The organism is Pseudoalteromonas distincta (assembly GCF_000814675.1).
GTDB lineage: Bacteria > Pseudomonadota > Gammaproteobacteria > Enterobacterales > Alteromonadaceae > Pseudoalteromonas > Pseudoalteromonas distincta.
In genome coordinates this window covers 44,877-62,004 of sequence record NZ_JWIG01000011.1, presented here as the reverse complement: position 1 = coordinate 62,004, position 17,128 = coordinate 44,877, and the positions used below count along the sequence as shown (strand labels likewise).

Sequence of the window (17,128 nt, the reverse complement as noted above, 5' to 3'; positions counted from 1 at the left end):
AAATGGGCTTTGAATATGTAATACTGTTAAAGTCTAATTTTAAATTTGTGAAGTAAAACAATGAAACTAAAAACAATATCTGGCGTGCTAGCCATTACTGCATTATTTAGCTTAAATACATTTGCATCGGAATCTCTTCGTGTTGCAACTTTTAATGTAAGTATGGATGCAACTAATCACACGCCTAAAGGTGAGCAAGTTAAAAGTGATGCTTTAGTTAATGCACTTAAAGCTAACCACCAGCAAATTAAGAACATAGCGGAAATTATTCAGCGTGTTCGCCCTGATATTATTTTACTTAACGAATTTGATTACATCCCAAAAGAGCAAGGCATTGAATACTTTAATCAGTATTATTTAAACGTAAGTCAGCAAAAACAAGCCGCTATTAACTACCCTTACTCTTATATTGCACCAGTAAATACAGGCCTAGCTACCGAGTTTGATTTAGATAACGATGGCAAAAAAAATGGCGTGATGGGCGATGCACAAGGCTTTGGCTTTTTTGAAGGACATTACGGTATGGCTGTTCTATCAAAATACCCAATTAATTTTGATAAAGTAAGAACCCTTCAAACCTTTAAATATAAAGACATGCCAAATGCACAAATGCCTGTGATGCCTAAAACAGGTGAAAACTGGTATAACGCACAAGAATGGCAAACACTTAGGCTCAGTTCTAAATCGTTTTGGGATTTACCTATTAGCGTAAATGATAAAACAATTCATGTTATTGCATCTCACCCAACACCGCCTGTATTTGACGGTGAAGAGGATAGAAACGGCAAGCGTAACCACGATGAAGTAAAGTTAATTGCCGATTACGTTTCAAATGCTAAGTATATTTATGACGATAAAGGCGAAAAGGGCGGTTTAAAAGCTCACTCTCGTTTTGTTATTTTAGGCGATTTAAATGCAGCCCCTGAGGGGGACAAAGCCCGTACAAAAACCACCGACCAATTACTTAAAAACCCACTTATCAACGCAAGCTTTGTTCCAAAAAGCGAAGGTGCTAAAGAGCAATATGATGTGCCTTATGCACAAAATTACAGTGCTAATTGGCAAGCCCGTGTTGATTACGTTTTACCGTCAAACTATGGTTTAAAAATTAAGGACGGTGGTGTGTTTTGGCCTACTAAAACGAGTAGTGAATATCGTTTAATTAAAGATAGAAACGCATCGAGCGATCACCGCATGGTTTGGCTTGATTTGGTAATTGAATAACGCCTATTAACAAGAGAAGCGCTAGTAAACAGAGCTTTACCCTGTTTAATGGCTATTTATCTTAAAAAATTGCAATAACTTAAGTGCTTCTGCTTAAATACGGCTTAATTATAATAACCGTATAGAAGCACTATGATTTTTAATTTTTCTTCATCTAAAACGTTAGTGGCCTTAGCTGTTGCCTCAAGTGTTATGCTTGCAGGTTGTAGCGCTACCGCTAACACCTCTTCAACACAGCAAAGTGCTTTACCAGCAAGTAAGGTTGCTGCGGTTGTGAACACGCCAGCAGATATCGGCTCACAAAAAATAACACTAGAACAAGCAATGGCCGATCCTGATTGGATGGGTAATCAGCCAGAGAACGCTTACTGGGCTAGCGATTCGGCTACTATTATTTATGCTCAAAAAGAGCAAGGTAATACACTACGCAATTTATTTAGCCAATCTGTTACTAGCCAAACAGCAGAGCAGGTAGCTCTTAATAAACTTCATACTGTGGGTTCTAATAAAGCCGTATATTCTAAAAATAAAACAATGGCGGCTTACACATTTAAAGGCAATGTGTTTGTTGAAAACCTAAAAACCGGTGAACTTAAGCAAATTACAGCGACATCAGCAAACGAGTCTAAACCACAATTTTTAAATAACGGCGATTTAGTTTACCGCCAAGGCAATGTGTTTTTTAAAGTTGATTTAAAAACAGGCTTAACGAGCGAGCTTGCTAACTTAAAACTTACTGATGAGCCAAAAGGGATTGAAGAGCCAAGCACGTATATTGCTAAAGAGCAGCATAAATTGATTAAGTTTGTGGCGCTTCAACAAAAAAATAAAAAAGATCAGCAAGCACGTAATGAGCAAATTAATGAACAAAACGATTCAATTGCTAATACGGCTTACTACTTAGGTGACGGTAATAAAGTTGCAGAGGCTCAGCTTTCGCCAAATGGTGATGCCTTATTAGTCGTTGTACAAAAGCAAACAGATTGGCGTGGTGATGGCGATATTATGCCTAACTACATTACAAATGATGCAACCATTGAGCCTAAAAAAGCACGCCGCCGTGTAGCTGACGCTAAAGAAGAAACCTCAAAGCTTGTGTACATCAATTTAACTAACAAAGAACAAACTTCACTTAGCTTTAATACCTTACCGGGCTTTGACGAAGATGTTTTAGCCGCAGTTAAAAAAGAAAATTATGCACGTGATGGTAAAACATATAAGTCTAAAAGGGCGCCTCGTGGCATTAACCTTATTATGGACTGGGGTTTTGAGCAAAGCCCAATAGTATGGAACGATGACGGCTCACAAGTGGCTATCATGCTCGAAGCATGGGATAACAAAGACCGCTGGCTTGCTACCGTAGATTTTAAAAACAACAAACTTGTGTCGCAACATCGCCTGCATGACGACGCATGGATTGCTTATGCGTTTAACGACTTTGGTTGGTTACATAACTCAAACACGCTTTATTACCTATCGGAAGAGTCGGGTTACAGTCAGCTTTATAAAAAACCAGTTAATGGTAGTGCAGCCGCGCTAACACAAGGCCAATTTGAGGTTTCTAACTTAACGCTTACCAGTGACAACAGCGCAATTTATTATAAAGCGAATGTTGAACACCCAGGTCTGTACGAAATTTACCGTGTTAACCCGCAAACTGGTAAGAGTGAGCAAGTTACTGACTTAAACGGCATGACCGATTACACGTTAAGCCCAGATGAAACCAAGTTACTCCTTAAGCACTCTACAATTACGATGCCTAATGAGCTTTATGTAGCTGACGCACAAGCCAATGCAAAAGCAACGCGCTTAACTCATACAGTGTCGGATGAGTTTTTAGCTAAAAAGCTAACTGCACCTAAAATTGTTGCTGTCCCATCGAGCCATACCGAACAACCAATATACGCAAAAGTGTACTACCCAGCTGACTACGTAGAAGGTGAAGTAGGTAAAAATCGCAAAGCAGTTATTTTTAACCACGGCGCGGGTTACTTACAAAACTCACATATGGGATTTTCGGTTTATTTTCGTGAATTTATGTTTCATTCATTGCTCGCTGATGAAGGTTACATAGTAATGGATATGGATTACCGCGCATCTAAAGGTTACGGCCGTGATTGGCGCACCGCGATTTATCGTCAAATGGGCACACCTGAAACACAAGATTTAGCCGATGGCGTTAAATGGATGGCGCAAAATGCCAACGTTGATACCAAAGCAGTCGGCACTTATGGCGGCTCATACGGCGGCTTTATGACCTTTATGGCATTGTTTACCGCGCCTGAGTTATTTCAATCGGGTGCGGCACTACGACCTGTTACCGACTGGGCACATTACAACACGGGGTACACTGCTAATATATTAAACCATCCTGATGTTGACCCGATTGCGTATGAGCGCAGCTCGCCAATTTATTACGCTGAGGGCTTAAACAAACGTTTATTAATTAATGCCCCAATGGTTGACGATAACGTGTTTTTTCAAGACTCAGTGCGTTTAGTGCAGCGCTTAATAGAGCTTGAAAAACAAAACTTTGAAACAGCTATATTTCCTGTTGAACCACATGGCTTTGTACAGCCTTCAAGCTGGTTAGACGAATACCGCCGTATTTATAAGCTATTTAAAGAAACGCTTTAAGCTTTAATTATAAAAACAAAAACGCCGCATTGGTTTAGTTAACTAATGCGGCGTTTTTATTGGGTTGAACAAAATCTAACTTTATTTTTTCTTTTTAAAGTTCTTTTTAAAGAGCTCTATAACCAGTGGTATGGCAAGCAGAGTCCCGCCAATTACACCAATTAAATGTGCATCAATAGCCACAGTGGAGTTAATAAGCTTTCCTATATCAGCATTAGGGCCGCTAAATTGCTCAAACGCTATTTTAATCCATACGCCTATAAATAATAAATAACCCGACTTAAGCCCTACGGTTATATCTTTAACTGCGCCCCAAATAATTACACCATGCAGTAGAGCACTTAATCCGGTGTAAATATGTATGTTTGGGCAAAACCAATAAACACCGAGTCCACACCACAGTGCTAGCGAAATTGCATTAAAAGCGTAGCGAGTAGGGGATGTGTATTCGCCGTGTAGTAACCATATTAGTAAAACACCACTGGCATTTAATCCCAAATGAGCCCAATTAGCATGAACAAATTGGCTAGAAAAAATTCGCCACAGTTCGCCATCATCAATTAGGCTTCGGTTAAATTCAAGTAAACTATTTAAATCAAATGCAGCAAAAATGGTACTAAAAAGCAGCAAAGTAATAGGCGGTAATATATAACGAGGTTGAATAGGTAAATTAAGCATTTTATTATATTTTTTTAGTCAAAATTTTTGCATATTGTGCCCGTTTAACTTTAAGATGCCAAATACAACTACGTAATTAAGTGTTTTTAGTATTTTTATGCATTTTAAACTTAACTCATTATTTGCCATTGGACTGTGCGCAGTATCACTGCCTTCATTAGCACAGCAAACAACTCAAATTGAAACTCGCGAACCTGAAGCTGCTACCGGATTAATCCATAAAAAAGTAGTGCAAGGTGATAAATACATGGTCGCTGCGGCAAATCCATATGCCTCAAAAGCCGGTCAACAAATTTTAGCCCAAGGCGGCAGTGCCGTAGATGCTGCGATTGCTACTCAACTAGTGCTTACCTTAGTTGAACCGCAATCTTCTGGTATTGGCGGTGGTACATTTATGATGTATTACAACAAGGCTAACAATAAATTGACTAGTTTTGATGGCCGCGAAACCGCACCTGCAAATGCAGACGAAACGCTGTTTTTAGATAAACACGGTAAAGCCGTTAAATGGATTGAAGCCGTAGTAGGTGGACGCTCTGTTGGTGTACCCGGTATTTTACATGCCTTTGCAAGCGCACATAAACAATACGGTACATTACCGTGGGAAGCGCTTTTTAAACCTGCTATTGAACTTGCAGAGCAAGGCTTTGTAGTTTCGCCGCGTTTACATGGCTTATTAGCCCGACAGTTAAACCCAGGCGTATTGAGCATGCCAATTATTAACGAATACTTTTACCCTAATGGTAAATTAATTGAAGTGGGTAGCGTTAAAAAGAATCAACCACTTGCTGATTTGTACAAAGACATTGCAAAGCAGGGCATTGATGCATTTTACAAAGGCGAAAATGCAAAAAAAATGGTTAATGCGGTACAACATTCTAAAATTGCCCCTGGTAAATTAAGTGTGCAAGATTTAGCAGATTACAAAAGTAAAGAACGCGATGCGGTATGTATTCAATACCGTGCTTATAACGTGTGTTCTATGGCACCACCAAGTAGTGGCGGCGTAGCAGTACTGCAAATGCTTGGCTTGCTTGAACATAAAGATATGAGCGCACTTAAGCCAAATGGCGAAAAGGCGATTCATTACTTTAGCCAAGCTTCGCGTATTGCATTTGCCGATCGCGATATGTACATGGGCGATCCCGATTTTACTCAAGTACCTACACAAGAGCTCTTAAACAAAGATTATATTGCCTCACGCGCTAAATTAATTACCGAAACAGACCAAAAAGCCGTAGCAGGAAATCCTGTAGGGTACTTAAGTTATGCAATGGATGATTCATACGAGTTACCTTCTACCTCACATGTATCTATTGTAGATAGTAAAGGTAATGCCGTTTCGATGACCAGTTCAATTGAAATGGCGTTTGGCTCTACGGTTATGGTTAATGGCTTTATTTTAAATAACCAACTAACTGACTTTGCGTTATCACCACGTAAAAATGGCAAGCTTGTAGCAAACCGTGTAGAGGCAGGTAAACGCCCGCGTAGCTCTATGTCACCGGTAATGGTATTTAATAAAGATGGTAGCTTACGCTTAATTGTAGGCTCACCTGGTGGTAGCCGTATCATTGATTACGTTGCACAAGTTGTTGTGGGTGTTATTGACTGGAATTTATCAGCGCAAGACGCCATTAACTTACCCCGTACAACAAATCGTAACGATTACACCAGCCTTGAAAAAGGCACAGCCATCGAAGCCATTGCGCCTGCACTTACCAAACGCGGCCACAATGTACGTATTATTGATTTAAACTCAGGCTTACACGCAGTTGAAGTTAAAAATAATACCTTATATGGTGGCGCTGATCCGCGCCGTGAAGGTGTTGCGTTATCTGATTTAACTGATAATAACGCCACTATCAAATTTTAAATTATGTATAATATACATGCGGGCAGTGAAGCCCGCATGTATTTTCTCTCAATGGTCTGACTAGCTTAATTGTCGTTGCAATTAAACCTCTAACACTGATAATGACAGATCATAACTTAAGACTCCGTTAAAGCCTGGAAATATGACAACTAATACTGATCCTAACTACTTATATATTCATCATTCTGGCCCTGGCCTAATTGAAACACCGCTATTAAATAAAGGCAGCGCCTTTAGTAAAAAAGAACGCGAAAATTTCAATCTTGCTGGTTTACTTCCTCCTCGCTTTGAAACAATAGAAGAGCAAGTTGAGCGTTGTTATCAGCAGTATTCTAGCTTTACCGACAACCTTAATAAGCATATTTACTTACGTGCGATTCAAGATAACAACGAAACACTTTACTACCGTTTAGTACGTGACCACCTTGAAGAAATGATGCCCATCATTTACACACCGACAGTGGGCGATGCTTGTGAAAAATTCTCAGACATTTATCGCAGCGCACGTGGTTTATTTATTTCGTATGAAGATCGCTTTCAAATTGACGACATTTTACGCAACGCTACTAAAGGTAAAGTAAAAGTTATTGTTGTAACCGATGGCGAGCGTATTTTAGGCCTAGGCGATCAGGGTATTGGTGGCATGGGTATCCCAATTGGTAAATTGTCACTTTACACAGCGTGTGGTGGTATAAGCCCAGCATACACATTGCCTGTAATGCTTGATGTGGGTACTAATAACGAAAAGCTTTTAAACGATCCTATGTACATGGGCGCACGCCATAAGCGTATCGCTCAAGACGAATACGATGAGTTTTTAGATTTATTCATTAAAGCGGTTAAACGTCGCTGGCCGAATGTATTACTTCAGTTTGAAGATTTTGCACAGCCAAATGCAATGCCATTACTTAAGCGCTACCGCAATGAAATTTGTAGCTTTAACGATGACATTCAAGGTACGGCGGCTGTAACGGTCGGTTCTTTACTTGCTGCGTGTCGTGTTAAAAATTCAACCTTAAGCCAACAAAAAGTAGTGTTTGTGGGAGCAGGCTCTGCTGGTTGTGGTATTGCTGAGCAAATTATTAGCCAAATGGTTTTTGAAGGTATTTCAGAAGCACAAGCGCGTAGCCAAGTATTTATGGTTGACCGTTTTGGCCTACTTTCAGAGGGTATGGAAGGCTTACGCGATTTCCAACAAGCACTTGCACAACCTACAGGCTCTCTAAGTGATTGGACATACAGCGGCGAGTACGCATCACTTCTTGATGTTATGCACTGTGCTGAGCCTGACATTTTGATTGGTGTTTCTGGTCAACCTGGCTTATTTACAGAACAAGTAATACGCGCTATGCATGCCGGTTGTGAACAGCCAATTATTTTCCCATTAAGTAATCCATCTAAGCAAGTAGAAGCGCATCCTGCTGATGTGATTAAGTGGACTGACGGTAAAGCACTTGTTGCCACAGGTAGCCCATTTGATCCTGTTGAGTACAATGGCGAGACGTTCCCAATCCCACAATGTAACAACAGTTATATTTTCCCGGGTATTGGTTTAGGTGTTATTGCCGCTAAAGCGACGCGCATTACAGATGCTATGTTAAGTGTGTCTAGCGAAATGCTTGCAGAGTCGTCGCCGCGTGCCAACACAGGTAAAGGCAGTTTATTACCAGCCCTGACTGAAATTGAAACGCTAAGTAAGCGTATTGCATTTGCCATTGCTAAAAAAGCAATCGAAGAGGGCGTTGCTCTTGAGATTACGGATGATGCCTTATGGGCAGCAATCGACAAAAATTACTGGTTACCAAAATACCGTAACTATAAACGTTGTAGTGTTTAATTAGGTTTATAAGTAATTAAAAGTAAATGGCGTAATAGCATTATTTACAACGCTTAACAAAAAACAGGCAATTGCCTGTTTTTTTGTGCTTGTTCATATTTAATTAACCACGTACGGTGTTTACTTGCTTTTACATAATTAAAGGATCGACTTAATGAAAACACTGACTCTTGTTTTAGGTAGTGCACTGGCTTTAAACGTACTTAGCTTTGATGCACTTGCGGCAGCGACTCCCGATGCTCCTCATATTTATGTTAAGGGCGAAGCTACTCTTACTACAATGCCAGATTACGTACAGCTTAGTGTAGGTATTACCGAAGTTGATAAAGACTTAATTGCTGCTAAAAATAAAACCGACTTAACTATCGCCAAGGCAATTAAGCTCGTAAAAGAAATTGGTGTTAAAGAGGGAGATATAAACGCAGGGCAAATTTCAATAAACCGTGATAGCCAATACAACCGCACTACCGGTAATCAAGAATTTAAAGGCTTTAAGGTTTCTCGTACGTTAACAGTAAAACTCAGTGATATAAATAAATACCCAGAGTTACTACAAAGCTTAGTTAACAACGGTATTAACGAAATTAATCAAACGCAATTTTTAGCAAGTAACTATAACGAGCTGCATAAAAAAGCGCAAAAGTTAGCAATTAAAGACGCACGGGATGCTGCAAAAGAGTTTAGTGAAGATTATGGCGTTGACTTAAAAGGATTGTACAGCGCATCACTGAGTCCACTCAATGTGCAGTCGCAGCCTTATATGCGCGCAGAAAAAGTAATGATGGCTGATAGCGCACCAAGTAACTATGTACCTGATGCCTACCATGCTGGAGAGATTAAAGTAACAGCGTCAAGCTATGCTGTGTACTACATAGATTAAAATATAGGTTCTTCCTAGGGACGATTAACTCTATGTTGCTCGGTTTTTACTTAGCCCACTAGGTTACAAACCTCGCGCCGCGATTTAATCGCCCCTAGATTGAACAAATTTCAATCCAAATAATTCAACACGCCCTAGTGGTGCTCAAAACGTGCCACCAACTTCTCACCTTGCTCTTGGCTAATACGCGCTATTGAGTTGAGCATATTAGTCACTTCGCGTCTGTCGTATTCATTAGTTACATGCTCATTTATGTCATCAACAATCGCATTTAAATAATTAAATAAACTGTTTCGTGCATCGGTATCTTTATGGGCTACAAACAAAATATTTTTAAATGCCTCAAGCACGTTTGTCATTACGTATGCATCGCCTTTGGCGTAATTACGCAGCGGTGTAAAGTTGTCGTGTAATAACTCATCAAAGCTTGTTTCATGAAGGTATAACAATGGGGCATTATCACTGTGCTTAAACGAGTAGTTAATATCGTTAATCGAAAGTCGTTGAATAAGTAAAATACTCAGCATATCAATTGATTTAACCGCAGTACCGGGATCGTTTATGCCCGGGCTCATTGCCTTAACTGCAATTTCTGATATTTGCGTTAATCCATAACGGTAATGATCGCTAATGTACTCTTCTATATAAAAAATAAAGCAGTCGAGAATTTTATTAATCAGCTCTTCATCGTTTGCTATATCTTTATTACATTTTAAAAACGGGTAACCTTTAACTGTAAAATAGCCTTGGTTTACAGATATATACACCTTTATATCTTGCTCAGCCAAAATAGCACACAGCTTATCGGTATGTACGCCTTTATAATATCCTTCTGTTTTACTGCTTACCGAATGCCACTTGCTAAAGTCTGGAAAGTCTTCAACTGGGTTCTCTTGTTGTCTTTGTATTATTGTTTTAATTTCGTTTTTAGTTTGGCTAAACAAGCCATTTAACACGTTATCAACTTGAATAGCACGTGAGATTGAATGTATAAAAAATACAAACAAACCTAATGAAATCAATCCAAAAATAAGTGCAAACAACACACCTATTGAAGGAATTGCCGTACTGCCACCATCAAGCTTATTAATATTTATAAGCATAATAATAGAGTAAATTATGCTGCCTAAATAAAAGCCCAAAACCATTTGGTGTGATTTACGTGTAATAAGCCCTGGCACTACGCGGGGCGATAAACTCGCACTGGCCGAATTTAAAACCACCATTACCATAGAAAAACTAAACACGGTGAGCGAAATAATACTCCCCGCTAAAGTGCTTAAAATAGTCCGCGCGTTTTCGGCGCTATCTACAAGTACAACCGATATAAACGATTTTAGCTGCTCAACAGGGGCTAAATATTCAACCGACATTGTAATAATAGCAAATACCAAAAAGCCCACTGAAAGCATCGAAGGGTAAAAGCCAATACTGTTAATCATTTCACGGTAACTGTCGGCTACTTTGCGAGGTACAAACATAAAATCCTTATGTATTTTCTACTAACTTAATACCTCTAGCTTAGCATAGGCAATTATTAAACTTCTGATAATGCAGCTCAAATTTATGTGTTATTATCACGCCCACAATAATAGAGCGCATATTTATGCGATAAAAATAACAGGAAAACGCCGTGATCATTTCAACTTATGCTGCATTACTCGCATTCTTTTACATTTATTTAAGCTTTAACGTAATAAAAGTGCGCCGTGCGGAGCAAATATCACTTGGTGATAACGGTAATGCAACGCTACAACGTGCTGTGCGTGCCCACGCAAATTTTATGGAATACGTGCCATTTGCTTTAATTTTGCTTTTTTTAGCAGAGTACCAAGGGCTTGCTAGCCATTACTGCCATATATTAGGTGGTGCGTTATTAGTAGGGCGTGTGTTTCAAAATTTAGGCATCGTAGAAAAAAGCCTTAAATATCGCCAAATTGGTACTATTACTACATTTTTAGTCATGATTATCAGCGCCTTTGTATTACTAGTAACACGCGGCTAATTAAAGAAAAATTAATGAGCAAAATATTTATAATAGGTTTACCACGTACCGGCACAACTAGTGTGTGCCATGCTTTTTTAGAACTTGGCATTACAACAGCGCATACCGCGTATACTAATGCCTGTTTTGAAAATGCCAGTGCGATTGCCGACACTCCCATATTTAACGATTTTAAAGCGCTTGATATTCATTATCCTGACTCTAAGTTTATTTATTTAGAGCGCGAACTTGATGCATGGCTGCCTTCAATAAAACAGCTTTTAACGCGTATGCACACTAATTTAACGCGCGGCGACGGGGGCTTTAATATTCATATAAAGCGCTGTTATTTAAATACGTTTAGTGAGCTTTCGCTTGATAATATTAGCGACGATAGTTACTTAGCTCACTGCTATGAAACACATTTTAACGATGCTCACACGTACTTTAAGAACCGTGACAACGATTTTTTATCCATTGATATAGCAAAGCCTGATAGCTACAAAAAGCTATGCGATTTTTTAGCATTAAAAAGTGATAAAACTGATTTTGAAAAAATGAATATGGGCGGCAAAGTTACCGCGTGGAACGATATTAAACACCCGCTAAAAGTCGAATCCACCGCTAAAGGGCGCATAGATAAATTACTGCCTTACAAGATTTTTTAAATCAAATACGTTAAAATCCCCGCATTATTATTTAAGTTGTACAGAACATGTTTGAATTAAAATACCACACCCCATTTGAATGGACCGAAGTTGTCCTTGCTGACTTTAATACTTTTTTACAAGATCATGCCGCTGCAGAAAAAAAAGCATCGGGTATGGCTATGTCTATGCTTTCACATTACCCAGACAAACGTAAATTAGTAAAAGCCATGACCGACTTAGCATTAGAAGAATTAATACACTTTAAACAAGTGCTTAAGTTACTTTTAGAGCGCGATGTAAACTTAGGTGACGACAAAAAAGATCCGTACATAAAACAAATACGTGCACTGTTTAGACATGGTCGTGATGGTTTTTTAATGGACCGATTACTGGTTGGTGGTGTAATTGAGGCACGTGGTCACGAGCGTTTTTCTTTAGTTGCACAAGCACTTCCTGAGGGTAAAGAAAAAGACTTTTATGTTGCGATTGCCAAGTCAGAAGAAAAACATAAAAACCTTTTTGTAGAGCTTGCTTACGAATACTTTGATAAAGAAGAAGTAGATACTCGCCTAGAAGAGTTACTTATAGCAGAAGCTAAAATCTGTGAAAGCATCCCATTTACAGCTGCTTTGCATTAACTAAAACTAGCGCAGAGCCTATTTTATTCGCTTTGCGCCACCTACCTCTACTCTCATTTCTTGGTTAAACCCTTTATGAATTATTGATTTGCAATTTGCGAATCAAAATAATAAAACACACTTTCACACATCTTAATGCATTGATAATAAAGATAAAAGCGTTTGGTCTCATACTTGCTACCTATACATTAAGCAAATTGAGGGAAAGGCTTATGTTAAAATTTACTTTTATACTATTACTAATATCTTTTAGCGCTGTAGGCAGTGAAAGTCATTTAGATTATATAGAAAATGCAAATGGTGAGCGGGTACAAAAAGTATCACACTTAGTTAAATGGACACATACTCGCTTTGTGTTTACCCGTGATATTTCGCGTATAGCACTTGGCCACGAAACAACGCTTGATGTGAACGTGGTTAATGGTCGCGAGCTACTAATTTTAGCTAAAAAGTTAGGCCGTACATCTATGATGGTGTGGTACGACGATAAAAGCTCGGAAACATTTTTACTTGGTGTTACCGAAGACTATAGCGTACTGGAAAATGCCTTAAACGATATTCACCCTGACGTGCAACTAACCATAGCACCTGATCGCCATGCTGTTGTATTACGAGGTGAAGTACCTACTATAAATTATCGTCATGCCGCTTATGAAGCTGCAAAAAACTATCTATACGCCAGTAGCTCACAAGCATCACAACCCGTTATTACCTCAAACCCTAACCAAGGAATGTTTAATTCTCTCGCTCAACGCTTGCAAGGATTGGGTAACGCAAACGGAGGTACCTCTCAAAACTCGAGCAAAGTCGCTATTATTAATTTAATAAAAGTAACTCAAGCACCCAAGCCAAAAGAAGAACGTATTAGCGAAGTAATTAAATCAATGGGCGCAGATAAAGTGACCATTAAACGCATCTCGGTTGATGAGCTATCAAATGACGACAACGATGTATTTTTACTGTCAGGCTCTGTAAAAAACCAGATAGAGCTAGTGCGCTTATTAAATACAATTAATAAATTATTTGAACCAGAACAAGCATTACAAACTCAGGGTTCTCCCCTTGATCCTAATAATTTAATGGGCGGCGCAACGCAGGATAAAAGCGCAGGTATTGAAGTACTTGCCAACGAGTCGGGTGGGTTAATAAACGATGCTACATCAGGGTTAAACTTAAGTAATGTAAGTTCTAATATTGCAAGAGCAACGTTGCTTTCAGTGGCTGGCGGTAAAGTTTTGTCGAGCATTGAAGTTGAAGATTTACCTCAAGTGCGTGTGTCGGTGCAATTATACGAAGTAAATCAACGTAGATTAAAGCAATGGCGCCCAGATATTAGCGTACTGTCTAATGGGTATGAAAAAGAAGCGGGATTATTTGGTCGTGACGGTATGACTGAACGCGAATCAGGCTCTGCAACAATAGAAAATGCGCTGCAATTAATTGGCGGTCAATTAACTAATAACTTACAGCTTTCTACCTCACAGTTTGCCATTGATATGTTGTTTTCATTACTTGAACAAGAAGGTATTTCTCGAACACTTTCTCGCCCTACAATTACGGTTTTAGCCGGTGAAAGTGCCGTATTTAAGGTCGGTGGAGAAGTACCCGTACCTACAAGTTATAGCCCTTCAGGAATTACAAGCGGGCAGCAAGGTAGTAGTGGTTCGGTGTTTAGCGGTACAGAATTTAAATCATTCGGAGTTGAATTAAATGTACGCGCCATGGTTGACGACAAAGACAGAATCACACTTGATCTAAACCCAGTAATTTCGCTACCCGATACCACGTTAACCGCCGAAATTGCACAAAGCACAGGCAGCAGTTTGAACAGTAGTGCATTTAATACACGCAGCATGCAAACATCAACGCGTTTAAAAGACGGACAACCTCTTATTATTGGTGGCTTAATTAGCACCGATAACAATGCAAGCCACGACTTTGTACCTGATGGCAACGGCAATAGCATGCTAGGAAAGTTAAGCGAAACAACCAGTAAAAGTGAAAACAACCGCGAGCTTATAATTGTTGTAACTCCGAACCTGGTGCGTGAGCCAATTAATACCTTACGTTCGTGGGAACAGGCAAATATAGACACCCAGATACTTAGCTATATACAGGAGCAAGGGCTATGAAAATACTTTATATAATTTTACTGCTTACTTTATCGGGTTGCGCTCATATTGATTACAAGCCAACAGTAAATCCTTACAACGCGCTGGGTGACATAGTTAAAAAATACCAATTAAATGCCCAACCATTAAAGTGCGAAGGTATAAATGCAAGTAACTGTTTGAACCTAGTGCATGAGGTGAATCAGTTAATGCTTGAACACCCCGATAACACGGCAATACTTTCAATATCGGCATATGTACTTTATAAAAGTGGCCGTGCTAATCAATCTCAACAGGTTATAAACACTTTGCTTAATAAAGCTAACCCGCCGTTAAACGCAATTACTTTAGGAGTCACTTTAGCAATTGAGCAAGGTAATTTAGCTAAAGCAAAAAGCATTGCCCAATACGGCGTCGATGTTTTTGGTACACATGCTTCACCATACCTGCAAATGGCCTCTATACATTATGCCCAGGGCAACTACGTTGTAGCTTCAAACTATTTAGAGCTTTCGGTTAAGTTTGGCTTAAATAGCACCGCCTATTTTTACCATAAAGGCCTAATTGAAGAAGCTAATACCAATAATTTATTGGCCTGTGGCTATTATGAGCAAGTTTTACGTGTCGAACCCACACATCAAAAAGCACTTGCTAGGCGCGGTAAACTCTCTGTTTTAGGTAATTGTTATTCTTAAGGCCTTCGGGCCTTTTTTTATACCTAAAATTTGGCATTATTAAGGAGCCAAAACCACTTTATTATTTATCAAAAATAGTAGTAAAGCTTACGCTAATCATACGTTTTATAAGTTACCCCACAAGACTGCTTCTAATATTTAACCCTTTTTTGAACACCTATTAGTTTTAATAATTTAACAGAACGTCTCTAGGGTCTGTTGATCTTTCAAGGTTAAATTTGCAGCAGTCTGTTTGGTATTTAGGCAAGGCAGAGCCTATGTAGTGTGGTTATTCCCCATAAATGGGCGATAACGTAGCATTAATGCCAAACAGGCGCTGCCCAAAGGGTTCTTTCTAGGGGCTATTTACTCTTTGTTGCTCGGTTTTGACTTATTCTTACATGGATGTAAGCCAGTAGGGTAACGCAGGAGCAGTTACCGAGCCCACTAGGTTACAAACCTCGCGCCGCGATTAAATCGTCCCTAGTTTGAACAAATTTTAATCCGCAAAGATCAACAGACCCTAGTATTAAGTATCTAAAATTATTTTTTAATATTGATTTGCATTTTGCAAATCAAAAGTAAAAACAGCTAAAGAGCAAATAATAAAAACACACTAACCACATGTATTTAAAGGACTTAATTAGTTGGCATGGTCCTCGCAATATATAAAGTGAGCATAAGCTCTTCTAATTTAAAGGCTACGATTATGAAAACTATTAAACATAACTTAAATAGCAAAAAGCAAAAAGGTTTTGTACTAACGTCAGAGCTAATCATTCTTTCTACTTCAATGGTAGCGGCACTTGTAATTGGTTTATCTACATTACGTGACTCGGTAACCAGCGAACTTGAAGATGTAGCTGAAGCAATTGGCTCACTTGACCAAAGCTATGTATTTGACGGGATGATTAACGCCGAAGGTACAGCTGAAGTGTCTGGCTCAGGCTTTGTAGATTCAGTTGATGTGTACGCAGGCGATGGTAGTTCATTCACTTTTGTTGCATCAGACTTTAGTGAAAATGCGGCACTTATTAGTGCAACACCAAGTGGTGATGCTGCAACACGTACAACGGCAGGCGGTTCACAAGGTAACTAAGTTTGAATACCAAGCTTAAGGCTCACTGCCACAAAAGTGTGGCAGTGAAAGTTACTCTGGAGGAATATTATGAAAAGTAAAAGTAACAAAGGCGCAACCACAGCGGCTCTCACATTACTCATCACCTCTGGCATGTTAGCTTCGGCTTTGGGTATTAGACAGGTAAACGATGAAAATAGCGTAACAGCCTGGGTAGTAAATAAAAATATGTCGGCCGGTCAAACAGTAACCGTTCACGATGTAGAGCAAAAGAGTATAGATCCAAATAACTATTCAAATATTGCACTGAGCGTTCAAAACCCACGTGCATTAATTGGTCAAAAATTAGCAACTAATAAAATGGTTGAACAACCATTATTTGACACAGATTTTATTAGAGCGAAAAGCCAAAATTTGTCAGAAGCCATACCAGCAGGGCGTGTTTTATATACTTTAAAATTAAACACCTTAGATATTCCGCTTTCGCGTATACACAAAGGTGACCGACTCGACATAGTCGCTAAAACTAATCGTCTAGTAAGAACAGTTGCCCGTGATGTACAGCTCATTGGTGTTTCAAAAGGCCCTAAATCGCAGGCCGAAAAAAATGGCGTAATGGATAACTTAGCTAAAGAGTCTAATTCTGCTACAGGCGGTGTTTCGTTAGTCCTTGCGGTACTTCCAAAAGATGTTTATTCGTTGGCGGGTATAGATAATGCCGACAAAGTTTCAATTATTGTGCATAGCGCTTATGACATTGAACAAGGTCGTTTGCAAAACTTTTCACGCTTACAAACCAGTCGCACAATCGAAGTGGTTAAAGGCGTTAAAAATGAAGCTGTATATGTAGCTAAGTGAGTT

The 17,128-nt window shown here is 39.2% G+C and carries 14 protein-coding genes; 12 read left to right on the top strand and 2 right to left on the bottom strand.

Features of this window, described 5'->3' with window-relative positions:
* The first annotated feature begins 60 nt into the window (after positions 1 to 60).
* Together QT16_RS08210 and QT16_RS08205 are read left to right on the top strand one after the other, a co-directional pair.
* On the top strand, positions 61 to 1,224 hold the full coding sequence (locus QT16_RS08210; RefSeq protein ID WP_039487879.1) for an endonuclease/exonuclease/phosphatase family protein: 1,164 nt from the start codon (positions 61 to 63) through the stop codon (positions 1,222 to 1,224).
* A 132-nt stretch (positions 1,225 to 1,356) separates the two neighbouring features.
* Positions 1,357 to 3,861, top strand: coding sequence for a S9 family peptidase (locus QT16_RS08205; RefSeq protein WP_039487877.1), 2,505 nt, complete (start codon positions 1,357 to 1,359; stop codon positions 3,859 to 3,861).
* 81 nt (positions 3,862 to 3,942) lie between these two features.
* Here the strand turns inward: QT16_RS08205 and rrtA are convergent, their stop codons facing one another.
* Positions 3,943 to 4,539 carry a rhombosortase gene (gene rrtA / locus QT16_RS08200; RefSeq protein WP_039487875.1) on the bottom strand — a complete coding sequence of 199 codons (597 nt, stop codon included), beginning with the start codon at positions 4,537 to 4,539 and terminating at the stop codon, positions 3,943 to 3,945.
* A gap of 97 nt (positions 4,540 to 4,636) precedes the next feature.
* Between rrtA and ggt the strand changes: the two genes are divergently transcribed.
* The 3 genes from ggt to QT16_RS08185 all read left to right on the top strand — a co-directional run bounded on the left by ggt (position 4,637) and on the right by QT16_RS08185 (position 9,132).
* Entirely contained in the window at positions 4,637 to 6,415 is a 1,779-nt protein-coding gene (gene ggt / locus QT16_RS08195; RefSeq protein WP_039487873.1) for a gamma-glutamyltransferase, read from the top strand.
* A gap of 142 nt (positions 6,416 to 6,557) precedes the next feature.
* Positions 6,558 to 8,252, top strand: coding sequence for an NAD-dependent malic enzyme (locus QT16_RS08190; RefSeq protein ID WP_039487871.1), 1,695 nt, complete (start codon positions 6,558 to 6,560; stop codon positions 8,250 to 8,252).
* A gap of 154 nt (positions 8,253 to 8,406) precedes the next feature.
* Positions 8,407 to 9,132: an SIMPL domain-containing protein gene (locus QT16_RS08185; protein ID WP_007586691.1), complete on the top strand. Its 726-nt coding sequence runs from the start codon at positions 8,407 to 8,409 to the stop codon at positions 9,130 to 9,132.
* A 134-nt stretch (positions 9,133 to 9,266) separates the two neighbouring features.
* Here the strand turns inward: QT16_RS08185 and QT16_RS08180 are convergent, their stop codons facing one another.
* Complete coding sequence (locus QT16_RS08180; protein ID WP_039487868.1) at positions 9,267 to 10,613, bottom strand: DUF2254 domain-containing protein; 1,347 nt, start codon at positions 10,611 to 10,613, stop codon at positions 9,267 to 9,269.
* Positions 10,614 to 10,765: 152 nt separating this feature from the next.
* On the opposite strand from QT16_RS08180, the gene QT16_RS08175 reads away from it, so the two are divergent.
* The 7 genes from QT16_RS08175 (at position 10,766) to QT16_RS08145 (ending at position 17,125) form a co-directional block, all read left to right on the top strand.
* A complete protein-coding gene (locus tag QT16_RS08175; RefSeq protein ID WP_002962524.1) occupies positions 10,766 to 11,137 on the top strand; it encodes an MAPEG family protein in 372 nt (123 codons plus the stop codon).
* A 14-nt stretch (positions 11,138 to 11,151) separates the two neighbouring features.
* Entirely contained in the window at positions 11,152 to 11,784 is a 633-nt protein-coding gene (locus tag QT16_RS08170) for a sulfotransferase (RefSeq protein WP_039487866.1), read from the top strand.
* A 47-nt stretch (positions 11,785 to 11,831) separates the two neighbouring features.
* Positions 11,832 to 12,404: a MiaE family protein gene (locus QT16_RS08165; RefSeq protein WP_002962521.1), complete on the top strand. Its 573-nt coding sequence runs from the start codon at positions 11,832 to 11,834 to the stop codon at positions 12,402 to 12,404.
* Positions 12,405 to 12,616: 212 nt separating this feature from the next.
* Positions 12,617 to 14,536 carry a pilus assembly protein N-terminal domain-containing protein gene (locus tag QT16_RS08160; protein WP_039487865.1) on the top strand — a complete coding sequence of 640 codons (1,920 nt, stop codon included), beginning with the start codon at positions 12,617 to 12,619 and terminating at the stop codon, positions 14,534 to 14,536.
* Positions 14,533 to 15,210 (top strand): tetratricopeptide repeat protein, encoded by a 678-nt coding sequence (locus QT16_RS08155; protein WP_039487864.1) that lies wholly within the window; start codon positions 14,533 to 14,535, stop codon positions 15,208 to 15,210. Before QT16_RS08160 ends, QT16_RS08155 begins: the two co-directional genes overlap by 4 nt.
* Before the next feature lie 688 nt (positions 15,211 to 15,898).
* Positions 15,899 to 16,288, top strand: a complete 390-nt coding sequence (locus tag QT16_RS08150; protein ID WP_039487863.1) for a hypothetical protein — start codon at positions 15,899 to 15,901, stop codon at positions 16,286 to 16,288.
* Between the two features lie 69 nt (positions 16,289 to 16,357).
* Entirely contained in the window at positions 16,358 to 17,125 is a 768-nt protein-coding gene (locus tag QT16_RS08145) for a hypothetical protein (protein ID WP_039487862.1), read from the top strand.
* Positions 17,126 to 17,128 lie beyond the last annotated feature (3 nt).

Bases quoted from the DNA above. Each gene is read 5' to 3' on its own strand.
- QT16_RS08210 (WP_039487879.1), top strand. From the start codon at position 61: ATGAAACTAAAAACAATATCTGGCGTGCTAGCCATTACTGCATTATTT.
- QT16_RS08205 (WP_039487877.1), top strand. From the start codon at position 1,357: ATGATTTTTAATTTTTCTTCATCTAAAACGTTAGTGGCCTTAGCTGTT.
- rrtA (WP_039487875.1), bottom strand. From the start codon at position 4,539: ATGCTTAATTTACCTATTCAACCTCGTTATATATTACCGCCTATTACT.
- ggt (WP_039487873.1), top strand. From the start codon at position 4,637: ATGCATTTTAAACTTAACTCATTATTTGCCATTGGACTGTGCGCAGTA.
- QT16_RS08190 (WP_039487871.1), top strand. From the start codon at position 6,558: ATGACAACTAATACTGATCCTAACTACTTATATATTCATCATTCTGGC.
- QT16_RS08185 (WP_007586691.1), top strand. From the start codon at position 8,407: ATGAAAACACTGACTCTTGTTTTAGGTAGTGCACTGGCTTTAAACGTA.
- QT16_RS08180 (WP_039487868.1), bottom strand. From the start codon at position 10,613: ATGTTTGTACCTCGCAAAGTAGCCGACAGTTACCGTGAAATGATTAAC.
- QT16_RS08170 (WP_039487866.1), top strand. From the start codon at position 11,152: ATGAGCAAAATATTTATAATAGGTTTACCACGTACCGGCACAACTAGT.
- QT16_RS08165 (WP_002962521.1), top strand. From the start codon at position 11,832: ATGTTTGAATTAAAATACCACACCCCATTTGAATGGACCGAAGTTGTC.
- QT16_RS08160 (WP_039487865.1), top strand. From the start codon at position 12,617: ATGTTAAAATTTACTTTTATACTATTACTAATATCTTTTAGCGCTGTA.
- QT16_RS08155 (WP_039487864.1), top strand. From the start codon at position 14,533: ATGAAAATACTTTATATAATTTTACTGCTTACTTTATCGGGTTGCGCT.
- QT16_RS08150 (WP_039487863.1), top strand. From the start codon at position 15,899: ATGAAAACTATTAAACATAACTTAAATAGCAAAAAGCAAAAAGGTTTT.
- QT16_RS08145 (WP_039487862.1), top strand. From the start codon at position 16,358: ATGAAAAGTAAAAGTAACAAAGGCGCAACCACAGCGGCTCTCACATTA.